General features: G+C 69.2%; 9 protein-coding genes and 2 pseudogenes. 4 read left to right on the top strand and 7 right to left on the bottom strand.

From position 1 onward, the window contains the following. Positions 1 to 147: 147 nt before the first annotated feature. Together AB0M27_RS45020 and AB0M27_RS45015 are read right to left on the bottom strand one after the other, a co-directional pair. Positions 148 to 1,437, bottom strand: a complete 1,290-nt coding sequence (locus AB0M27_RS45020; RefSeq protein ID WP_365731692.1) for a transposase — start codon at positions 1,435 to 1,437, stop codon at positions 148 to 150. Positions 1,438 to 1,732: 295 nt separating this feature from the next. Beyond that, positions 1,733 to 2,656 carry an alpha/beta hydrolase gene (locus AB0M27_RS45015; protein WP_365731690.1) on the bottom strand — a complete coding sequence of 308 codons (924 nt, stop codon included), beginning with the start codon at positions 2,654 to 2,656 and terminating at the stop codon, positions 1,733 to 1,735. Between the two features lie 69 nt (positions 2,657 to 2,725). Here AB0M27_RS45015 and AB0M27_RS45010 point away from each other — a divergent pair, with 69 nt between their 5' ends. Beyond that, positions 2,726 to 3,202, top strand: coding sequence for a MarR family transcriptional regulator (locus AB0M27_RS45010; protein WP_037738445.1), 477 nt, complete (start codon positions 2,726 to 2,728; stop codon positions 3,200 to 3,202). Positions 3,203 to 3,509: 307 nt separating this feature from the next. Here AB0M27_RS45010 and ltrA read toward each other — a convergent pair whose 3' ends face one another. Beyond that, positions 3,510 to 4,760: a group II intron reverse transcriptase/maturase gene (ltrA, locus tag AB0M27_RS45005; RefSeq protein ID WP_365731687.1), complete on the bottom strand. Its 1,251-nt coding sequence runs from the start codon at positions 4,758 to 4,760 to the stop codon at positions 3,510 to 3,512. 574 nt (positions 4,761 to 5,334) lie between these two features. Further along, positions 5,335 to 5,886 (bottom strand): annotated as a pseudogene (locus tag AB0M27_RS45000) (IS630 family transposase); the annotation flags it as partial. 54 nt (positions 5,887 to 5,940) lie between these two features. On the opposite strand from AB0M27_RS45000, the gene AB0M27_RS44995 reads away from it, so the two are divergent. Both AB0M27_RS44995 and AB0M27_RS44990 read left to right on the top strand, forming a co-directional pair. After that, positions 5,941 to 6,108 (top strand): helix-turn-helix domain-containing protein, encoded by a 168-nt coding sequence (locus AB0M27_RS44995; protein WP_365731685.1) that lies wholly within the window; start codon positions 5,941 to 5,943, stop codon positions 6,106 to 6,108. A gap of 173 nt (positions 6,109 to 6,281) precedes the next feature. After that, positions 6,282 to 7,427, top strand: a complete 1,146-nt coding sequence (locus AB0M27_RS44990; protein ID WP_365731683.1) for a hypothetical protein — start codon at positions 6,282 to 6,284, stop codon at positions 7,425 to 7,427. Between the two features lie 249 nt (positions 7,428 to 7,676). Here AB0M27_RS44990 and AB0M27_RS44985 read toward each other — a convergent pair whose 3' ends face one another. Continuing rightward, on the bottom strand, positions 7,677 to 8,006 hold the full coding sequence (locus AB0M27_RS44985) for a DDE endonuclease (RefSeq protein WP_365731681.1): 330 nt from the start codon (positions 8,004 to 8,006) through the stop codon (positions 7,677 to 7,679). A gap of 53 nt (positions 8,007 to 8,059) precedes the next feature. Then, positions 8,060 to 8,227 (bottom strand): annotated as a pseudogene (locus tag AB0M27_RS44980) (IS1380 family transposase); the annotation flags it as partial. Between the two features lie 666 nt (positions 8,228 to 8,893). On the opposite strand from AB0M27_RS44980, the gene AB0M27_RS44975 reads away from it, so the two are divergent. Next, complete coding sequence (locus AB0M27_RS44975; RefSeq protein ID WP_365731679.1) at positions 8,894 to 9,331, top strand: hypothetical protein; 438 nt, start codon at positions 8,894 to 8,896, stop codon at positions 9,329 to 9,331. Positions 9,332 to 9,782: 451 nt separating this feature from the next. Here AB0M27_RS44975 and cutA read toward each other — a convergent pair whose 3' ends face one another. Further along, a complete protein-coding gene (cutA, locus tag AB0M27_RS44970) occupies positions 9,783 to 10,040 on the bottom strand; it encodes a divalent cation tolerance protein CutA (RefSeq protein WP_365731677.1) in 258 nt (85 codons plus the stop codon). Positions 10,041 to 10,155 lie beyond the last annotated feature (115 nt).

The raw sequence follows: 10,155 nt of genomic DNA, 5'->3' as shown, positions 1-10,155 counted from the left end.
GGGTCGTCACGCCACCGCGCAGGTAGTCGTGGGTGCGGCGCTCGGGCATGCCCGGCATCATCGGCAGCACCGGCGCCGACCGGTCCAGTGCCTGGGTGAGTCGGCGGCGGGAGTTTCACCCGCCGCCGCTCTCCTGAAGTTTCGCCGTTACGCGGCGGTTGCTTCGCTGGTGGGGGTGTTCTCGCCTAATAGGGCGGATGTGCCCTGGGCTGCGGTGTTGCTGGTTATCCGGGTGCGCCGGAATGCGGTGATCATGTCTTCGATGGAGACGTGGCGCTTGTGGCGGTACCAGGGGGCCTCCTGGCGGCGGGAGTTGAGGTCGGCGGCGGGGTGGCCGGCGTGGTCGTACCACAGGACCAGGATGGTCAGATTCGCCAGTCCCAGGGGTGTGGTGCGTTCGACGGCGGCGGGTAGACGGTTCTGGGCATCGCCCGCACCCAGGAGGTTCTTCCCGTCCTTGATCGACTGCTCGATGGACCAGCGGGAGGCGTACCGGGCCACAAGATGTTCGGCGCTGGTGGTCAGGTCGGTGCTGGCCAAGGCGAGAGTGCAGGGGCGGGTCTCGTCCAGGTCGCGGACCAGGACCACGCGGATAGGGGTGCGGTGCAGGCTGCCCCACCACAGGCAGGCGATCACTGCGAGGTCCACGTCCTTGGTCACGCCGTAGCGCGTCACGCGAGCACGGGTCCAGGTCGCGCAGACGGCCATCTCGGCAGCGGTGCCCAGGCGTTCGCCCTTCCAGGCGGGATGTCCGCGTTTGCCGGTGCGTGGTGGCTGGGGTCCGTACAGGACCGCGTTGGCGGCCAGGCGGGTGGTGAAGGTGACCCGAGCGGGCAGGCCACGCCAGGCCGGCCCCCGGTACAAGGCGTCGCCCACTATGTGGACGACGCGGTCGGGCAGGGCTTGGGCGAAGAGGTCGACCATGGTTCTGGCCTGCTCGGTCTTGGAGATGCTGGTCTTGGGTATGTGCAGGCGAAACAGGACGGGCAGGCAGACCTGACGGGCCAGGAACGGCACGGTCACCACGATCCCGATGATCACGAAGCAGTTGCCGCGCCCGATGCCGTCGCGTCCTTTGGCAGAGCCGTCGTGCTGGTACTTCGCGCCGTGGACCTTCTTTCCATAGCGGTGGAACAGGGTGTCGTCCACCGCGAGGGTCACCGCCGCGCCCCGGGGCACGAAGCGAGCCACGACCGCACGGGCCAGGGCGAGTCCGACCTGGTCCAGGTCCCAAACCGCCCGTGAGAAGAACCGGTGCGCTCGCGACCAGTGGGCCTTCCCGGCCAGTCCGGCGGCCTGCCACATCCCGGTGACGGTGCGCGGACTGTTCCCCGACAGCACCCCGGTGACCAGCACCGCCATCGTCGTGAACGAGGGGGCGGTGAAGCACGGCCGCAGGACTTCCAGCACGATCAACAGGGATGACGGTACGGTCACCGGCACCTGGACCTCCCCGGTATAGCCACGCACGACGCGCGGCGCATCCGCCACCTCCGGCAAGGGCGGACACCGCGTATGACCCGATCCGCCGCACCGCGTCCGGACCAGCCCACCCGGGGCTCCTGCACCGCGCACCCTTTCCTACGCCCGCAAGAACTCTGGCCTGACACGGAGGTTTTCTTCTGCCACCCCGGCCCGTTCCGCCTCTGCGGACGGTCGACTCGTGGTGCCGTCTATTCCCTGCGAAGCTCAAAGCCGCCCAGCCTGCTGTATCGCCAGACGGCTCCGAGATCTACCCGGCTGACGCGGCTGCTGTGTCGGGGATGTGGACGTGCTGCGTGAGGAACAGGGCTGCGCGGTCCAGTGCCTGGTCGGCCTCGTCGAGAACGCCGGCGAAAGACTGGAACACATGGGGTACGTCGGCGGTGATGTCGAGGATGACGTCCACTCCGGCTGCGCGGGCGCGGGCGGCCAGGCGCGTGGAGTCGTCCAGCAGGATCTCGTTGGTGCCCACCTGGATGAGCATCGGGGGGAAGCCGGTCAGGTCGGCGAGGACGGCTGGGCTGAGCATGGGCTGGTGCGGGTCCTGCTTGGCGAGGTACATGGCTCCGGTGTGTTCCACGGACTTGCGGGTGAGGATCGGGTCGATGCATTCCTTGGTGTCCATGCTCTCGCCCGTGCGGGTGGCGTCGAGGCCCGGGGAGAACGTCACGACGGCGGCGGGCAGCGGGAGGCCCGCGTCGCGGGCGGCCAGGCAGGTCGTGACGGTGAGGCCGCCGCCGGCCGAGTCACCGGCGAACGCGATGGTCGAAGGGTCCTGGCCCCTGTCGAGGAGGGCGCGGTAGGCGCTCAGTGCGTCGTCGATCGCGGCCGGGAACGGGTGCTCGGGGGCAAGCCGGTAGTCCACCGAGTATGCCCCGAAGCCGGTCTTGGCAACGAGGTGTCCCGTCAGCGACAGGACGCTTTCGGGGGAGCCGTATACCCAGCCGCCGCCATGGAAGTACAGGATCGTCCCGGCGCGCAGACCGTCGCCCGGCTCGACGCGCAGTGCGGGTCGGTCGCCGAGCGTGGTCCGCGTGGTGCGGATGTTGTCGGGCACGATCATCTTGGCCATCAGCGCCTCGAATCCGGCTCGGATCGCCTCGACAGACCTGGGGCCTTCGGGCCGCGGCTGCCGCAACATCGCGTCAATCTGCGCCCGCTGTTCCTTGCTCATCGTTCTTCCCCTGCCGCAAGTGACTTCCACGGCACTATATGCCGTGGCATGTATCGTAAACTACATGCCGTGGCATCCAAAACAAGCAGTGACACGGTCGACCTTCCGGGCTTCTTCGCTGACCTGGTCCGATGCGAGACGCGTCTCTACAACGCCCTCAACGACCGTCTCCGTGAGCGGCACGGGATCGTCACCTCGCAGTTCGAGGCCCTGCGCTACCTGCGCGACCACCCCGAGTCCCGCGTGGCTGACCTCGCCGCCGAGTTCGCCATCGGCATCGGGGCGGCCAGCAAGACCATCGACCGTCTGGAGAAGCAGGGATGGGCCGTCCGGCAGCCGAATCCATCCGATCGCCGGTCCTCACTGCTGGCCCTGACCGACGACGGCCTGCAGTTGGTCGACGCAGCAGAAGGGACCTTTACCGAGCGGTTGGCCGAGCTGACCGCGGATGCGCTCAAGGCGTCCCCCCTGAGAGCCGCCGCGCAGGCCCTCTCGGAGCTGCGTTCCGTCCTGGAGCGCGACCAGATCGGCGCGCCCACAGGCTGACGCGTTTTCGCAACCGGGTCGAAACGGCAACGGCCAGGCATGGTCAGCCTCGGCGCACCATCAGGGTCGGCCCCGGAATGATGCCTCTTCGCGGTCCGCAATTGGGTGCCGTAGGCCGGGGCGCGCTTATGCGTTCCGTGCCTGGCTTCTGGGTCGGCCCACCCGCCAACCCCCTGACGACCAGCCAACCTCACACACCGTCACTCGCAACCCAGTAGCCGATCACGAGAATGGCGAAACTTCAGGCTCTCAGAACCGTGCGTAAACCTCTCGGCTTACACGGCTCCCATCGTCCAGTCGCGCACGGTTACGGCCTGACGAGTCTCCAGTGGGCGAAGAGACCGGGAAACCGTCTGGCGTGACGGCTCAGGGCCTCTCGCGCTCTGGCTCGCTTCCGTTTAAACCGCTTGTACTTACGGACGAGCCACCGCACCAGGTAGTCGTTGATGCGGTTGAGACTGGAGAACAACGCGGACGGGTGGAACCGCCCGAAGTAGTTGATCCAGCCCCGCACGACCGGGTTGATCTCCCGGGCGAGCTGCTCCAGGGTCGTCTCACTGCGCACGTGCAGCCGCCAGCGGCGGATCTGCACCCGGATCTGCTTGGCGGCCTCGTCGCTGACAGCCGGGCTGAAGCCGAAGAAGAAATCTCCGCGCTTCGTCCTGAGCTTCCGCACGCGAAACCCGTACCCCAGGAACGTGAACGAGGTGTGCTCGGCCGAGCCACGCCTGTTCCTGTCCCGGCAATACACGATGCGGGTCTTCTGGGGATGCAACTCCAGTCCCCCGCAGTCGGCCAGCCGCCCGGCGATGGCTTCACGCATCTGATGCGCCTGGGCCTCGTTGCGGCAGTGGACCACCACGTCATCGCAATAGCGCTCGAACTGAACGTCGGGGTGCTCCCGGGCCATCCAGGCATCGAACGCGTAGTGCATGAACAGGTTGGACAACACAGGTGAGACCGCCGAGCCCTGCGGGCTGCCACGGTCCCGGGCCTGCAGACTGCCGTCCGGCCGCTGGAGCGGGGCCTTGAGCCACCGTTCCACATACAGCAGGACCCACCGCTGGTCGGTATGGTGCGCGACCGCCTTGAGGACGAGATCATGATCGAGGTTGTCGAAGAATCCCCGGATGTCCAGATCGATCACCCAGTCCGTCTTCCAGCACCTCTCCCGGCACGCCGCGACCGCATCCAGCGCACTGCGGCGGGGCCGATAGCCGTAGGAGTCCGGGTGGAACACAGGCTCCACCAGTGGCTCCAGCACCATGGCCACCACCGTCTGTGCGATTCTGTCCGCGACCGTGGGCACACCGAGGATCCTGACCCCGCGTCCTCCCGGCTTGTCGATCTCCACCATCCGTACCGGCGGCGGGAAGTAGCAGCCCGACGACATGCGATTCCACAGCTTGTAGAGGTTGCCCTTCAGGTCAGCCTCGAACTGCTCGATCGACTGGCCGTCGACGCCCGCCGCGCCCTTGTTGGCCTTGACCCTCAAGTACGCCTCGAACACTAGGTGTTTCGAGATCTCGAACGACTTCGGTCCGCTCGTCCGGCTCATCCCGGGCACTCCGGTTGACCGCCAAACAGACCCGGACGATCCGTCCCCTTTGCTCCACCCGCGTTACCGGGCCTCATCGCTACTACAGGACGGTCCGCCCCCGTGCCCCGCATCGGTACTCGGCCCCTCGCGGTCTTGTCCGCTTGGGGCACTCCCTCTCGGCCCCGGCCCACCAGGCCGGCGCCAGTATCGGGGCGACAGGTTCCCACGTTCCGTGCAAGAGCCCGGACCAGGCTCGCGCCGCCTCCATGCCGGACGCCGTCCGGGCAGTCAGCAGGCTCCCCCCGGACTTGTCCCGGAGCCCAGATCATGCCCCGGTTTCGACGCCATTGAAGAAAGTTACGACACGTCGTCAGCGGTTCGCTCACGCTCGCCTTCCTGGCCCACACCTGACGCGATCACTGCCGCGCCTTTTGCCGCAGCGCTCACCACGACCGGCACTTAACCGGCGCAGCCTGCGGTGGTTTGAGGCCTCCCCCTGCAGGGCGACCCCGGAGGACCTACCTCCATCTCCTGCACAGCACCGCTTCCAGAAGCAGCTACATCAACGCCTCCTTCAGCGTTCGTGGCACACGATCTGCGACTTCTCGTCCACACACAGGACGATGGCCCGCTCGGGCGGGTCCAGGTACAGGCCGACGACGTCGCGGACCTTCTCGATGAACTGCGGGTCCTTGGACAGCTTGAAGGTGTCCACCAGGTGCGGTTTGAGGCCGAAGGTCCGCCAGATCCGCGACACGGTGGACTGGCTCAGGCCGCTGGCCGCGGCCATCTCCCGTGTCGACCAGTGCGTGGCGTTCTTCGGAGTGGTCTCCAGGGTCCGCACGACCACCTCCTCGACCTTCTCATCGCTGACCGTGCGGGGCGGACCGGGCCGCGGCTCGTCGGACAGGCCCTGGAGTCGGTCGGCCGCGAACCGCTTGCGCCACTTGGCCACCGTGACCGGGTGGACCCCAAGCTCCGTTCCTACCGCGGTGTTCGAGCCGCCATCAGCGCACGCGAGTACGATCCGGCACCTCAACGCCAGAGCCTGCGAGGACGTTGCCCGCCGCGACCAGCGCAGCAGCGTTCCTCGCTCCTCGTCCGTCAGGACCACCTCGACCGTCGGCCGACCCATACGCGCCATGAGCCCAGCCTACTTCTATAGCGAAATAAAGACTCAGGACACTAGGACGTCCTCATGCGGTACGCGCAGGGGGGCGGGCTGATGCCCGAGGAGCAGGAGAAGCGGGAACGGGTGCGGCTGGAGGCGGTCGAGCGGTTCGCTCGTGGCGAGAGGAGCGAGGCCGTCGCGAGGGATCTTGGGGTGACCGCGCGGTCGGTGCGGCGCTGGCGGCGGGCGTGGTAGGAGGGCGGCGCGGACGCGCTGCGCTCGAAGGGGCCGGCCTCGGTGGAGCGGCTGACACTGCGCAGTGGGAGTGACTGGCGGGGGAGTTGGGGCGCGGGCCGCTCGCGCACGGCTGGGACGGGGAGCTTCCAGACCTCGCCCCGGCTTACGATCAGCCCGAAGGGGGTGGTCGCATGGCCGAGGACAGGCGCTCCTGGGCGCGGCTGGGGGGATGGTTCGGACGGGCGGCGCGGCGGCGGGCGGAGGAGGAGCTTGCCGAGGTGGAGGCGCGGATCACCGCGTTCGGGGTCGCGCTCGACGAGCACGGCTTCTCGCCGGGGGAGCCGGGGGCCACCGACGCGATGCGCGCCGACCTTGGGCGGGCCCTGGACGCGTACGAGGAGGCCAAGCGGGCCTTCGTCGGGGACCGGGACCGGGAGGACGCCCTCGACGTGCTGCGGGCGCTGGACGACGGGTGGCACGCGGTGGCCTGTCTCGACGCCCGGCGGGCGGGGCTGCCGCTGCCCCGTCGGCTGCCGCTGTGCTTCTTCGACGCCCGGCACGGGCGGGCCGTGCGCGAGCTGCCCTGGGCCTCGGCGGACGCGGCCACCCGCAATGTCGCGGTGTGCGCGGCGTGCGGGTTGCGGCTGGAGGAGCGGCGCGGCGGGGGAGGAGGGAGGCTTCCCGTCCCCCGACGGGTGGGGTCCGGGGCCGCGCTCCGGCAGCCAGAGCCCGTGCGGGCCGCCGCCCATCCTGAGGCGGGCGAGCGGGAGTACGGGCAGGGCCCTGGATCCGCGCGGGTGCGGCTGCCGGCTGTGGGGCGGCCCGCCGTGCTGGTGGTGCGGAGCGACAGCGCCGAGCAGTTGACCGTCGTCCTGCTGCTGCGCGGCAACCAGCGCAAGGGCTACACACTGGGCGACGGCTTCGAGCCGGTGCACGCCCGGGTGCCGCTGCGGCGCTCGGGCAACCGCGAAGTGGCCCGGTTCCAGGTGGAGTTCCGGGGTGCGGCCCGGGCCGACTGGGAGGCGTGGGCCGAACCCGTCGACGCCGTACCGAAGTTCACCGAGCGGATCCACGGGCGCGGCGGGGACCTCGTACGGTACGCGGGCCCGGTCGGCCCGGCGGTGCTGCGGCACCGCGGGCGCGGCGACGTACGGCTGCTGGCCCTGGACGACGACCTCGCCGAGTGGGCCGAGGCGGCCCGCGGCAAGGGCGACGCCGACCTGCCGTTCCGCCTGCCGGGGCCCGGCGTCTACCAGGTGCAGGCCCGAGGCAGCTGGGTCATCGAGGCCGAGGCGGCGGACGGGGACTCGGAGGCGGGGGACAGGCGCGGGGCGTGAGGGAGGGTGCACCCCTGTCTCCCCGACCCGGGCCCCGCGGAACCCGTATCGCGGCCTGTGCTCCTCAGGCTGAACTCGTGGTGTCCGGTGACCTGATCGCGTTGTGATCCACGGCCAGGCCGTGGGCGGGAGGCAGTCGTCGACGGGGTGGGGCCGGTACTGTATCTGTTTCAACTTCCGCTTGTTCACCCGGGTGAGGTGCGTGAGGTCGGCGGCGGCGAAGTCGGCCAGGTGCCGCTTGAGCAGTGATCAGATCCCCTCGACTGGGTTCAACTCCTGTGCATACGACGGCATCTGGAAGATCTGCGACCAGTCCTTGTGCTCCTCGGCGGAGGCGGCCGGCACGGGAACCAGGTGCACGTTCAGGTTGTCCCAGCACCACACCACGGGAGTGCCGAGCTGCAGGTGGGTCATGACGATCAGATCGCCGTATTGGCGCCAGGAGAACGCCTGCGGCTCGCCCCGGCTCCCGTGCCAGATGTGCAGCGTGAAGAAGAACCGGGAGCGGTGTCCGGCGCGGTAGCAGACCGCGCCGGTGATGTTCACCCGCCCCCGGTTGGGGCCGCGCACTCGTGCCACCGGCCGCTGCCTGCGCGGTGCTCAGGTGCGCCCCTTCGGCGGCCTCAGCCCCTGCCTGCCGAGGCCGGCTCGGCCCGCAGCATGCCCGCAGCGGCCAGGCAATTCTCGCCCGGGGCGGCGGCGAGCGCCACATCCAGCAGGATCTTGCCCGGATCGTGCACCGCCCGGGTCTTCCGCGACGGCGCCGGCGCCTGCGATAGCGCCGTATCCAGGCCGGCCCGGATGGTTCGCGAGCCTCAGCCCACCGGCCGACGGCGTTTTTTAGGCACTCGAGATCGCACGGTCCAAAGTCCTGTCACGCAGCTCCCCGCGGGACCGCCCGGCTGGTTGAGATCCGCGTTCAGCTTCCTGGAGCGAATCGCGGAGGCTGAACGCGGTGGCTGGCTGGGCGAAGCAGAGGGACTCGACGTCAGCCTTGCGGCTGCCGGGGAGAGTGGGCTGCTCGGCTCCCATCCGGTTTCGGGCCGCCCGGCCTTGCGCAGGATCGCGGCGAGGAGGTGGTCCGGCGACGGGCGATAGCCGCTGCCGGTAGCCGGTCCGCCACCGGAGCGCGGGTGGTCTCGACGGCCGTCGGCAGATCCGCCGGGATCACTGTGCTGTGCGAGTGCGCGGCCGTTGTTTCCGGTGTTGAGTTCGGCCGGGAGGTTCGGGTCGTCTTCATGCCGTGGGCCTGTTGCGAGGAGCCCTCGGCGGTTGATCGGGGAGCGGCTTGCGGCCGGCTTGGGGTGGGCGGGGTTATTCCGTGTCTGCGGTGTGGTGGTCCATGGCATAGCTCACCCTCCAAGAAGTTGAATGATGAACTACCTATCCGTAGGGTCTCTGGTGTCGGATCGAAGGAGATCGACCCTGCTGGATTGCGTAAGCAAGGTAAATGGAGGACAGTGATCATGATTAGCAAGCTTGTGCGGCGGGCCGCTGTTGCGGCTGCCACCCTCGGTGTCGCAGGTGGGGCCCTGTTCGCGGCCGGAGGCAGCGCGTCCGCGGCGCCCCTTCCCGTCGACGCGGGCGCCGGCGCCCCCCGGGTCGCGGTGTACACCGGTGGTGACCACGAGAACTCCTACGGTAACAGCGACCGCTACGGCTACTACGGCTACTACGGCTACTACGGCTACTACGGCCACGGTCACGGTGGCTCCTACGGTCACGGTCACGGTCCCTACGGCCACGGTTACGACGGCTGGTACGAGGACGGTGACGCTTGGTACCGCTACGACCACGGCGTCTGGTACCGCTATCACGGCCACCGCTTCTACCGCCTGCACCACGGCACCTGGACCGAGTGGACGTATGCCGGCTTCCACGGCTTCCACCACTACGCCCTCTGAGACCGCGCCCCCGCGACCGCACACGCGGCCGGCACGGCACGATGACGCGCGCGGGCACCCCTTGACGGGACAGGGGTGCCCGCGCGTCACCACGCCGGGAGGGTGGTCTTGGCGTTCCGGTGCGCGTCACCGGCATACGGAGGGCCGGCCAACGGCCGTCGAAACCGGTTGTCACGTGATGCCGATGCACCTCTGCTGTGGCACGGTGAGCGCCGGTAACCCCGGCTGTCCGTTCTTGCGGAAGACCGGCCTGGCTGGGTAGGTGAAGGCGGAGTGCGGCCGTCGGTGAGTTCTTGATCGGGATGCCGGGAGATGCCGGCGCCTGCCGGGAGCACCTGGGAGGTCCCATCGGCGTGTCGGAGGCCACGGGATGGTCGCGGCCGTGGATCTGAGAGCGGAACTCATGCCTTTGTCGGTAGCCCGGCAGCGGCTGGACGAGTTCTGTCGCCGCTCACGCAACAGGGGGCTGCGCGTGGGCGGCAATCCATTCCGGGCACCCCTTGGACCCCGCCTCGATGGGCACGGTCGTAACCTCAGGGTTCTGCCACGGGTGATGCGCGAGCAGATGGGCCTTAAGCTCCGGGTGCCGGGCCCGGGTGGTCTTCAGGAGCACCTGCCGCTCCTTGCCGGTGCCGAACTCGCCCTCGTGCCAGAAGGCAGACACCGCCGGGCCCACGATCTGCGCTCCCGCCGCCCAACGCTCGCTCACCACCGGCCGCTCCGGTTCAACAGCGTCTCTGATTGGCTTAGCGAGCCTGAGCGTTGCTCAGCCTTGGGAGCCAATCGCCTTCGTGCCCTGGTACTGAACGACAGGAGCCGCCAGC

Source organism: Streptomyces sp. NPDC052107 (genome assembly GCF_040680215.1).
In the GTDB taxonomy this organism is placed as follows: domain Bacteria; phylum Actinomycetota; class Actinomycetes; order Streptomycetales; family Streptomycetaceae; genus Streptomyces.
Note: the sequence above shows the minus strand (reverse complement) of the source record. Positions and strands in the feature narration are given on the sequence as shown.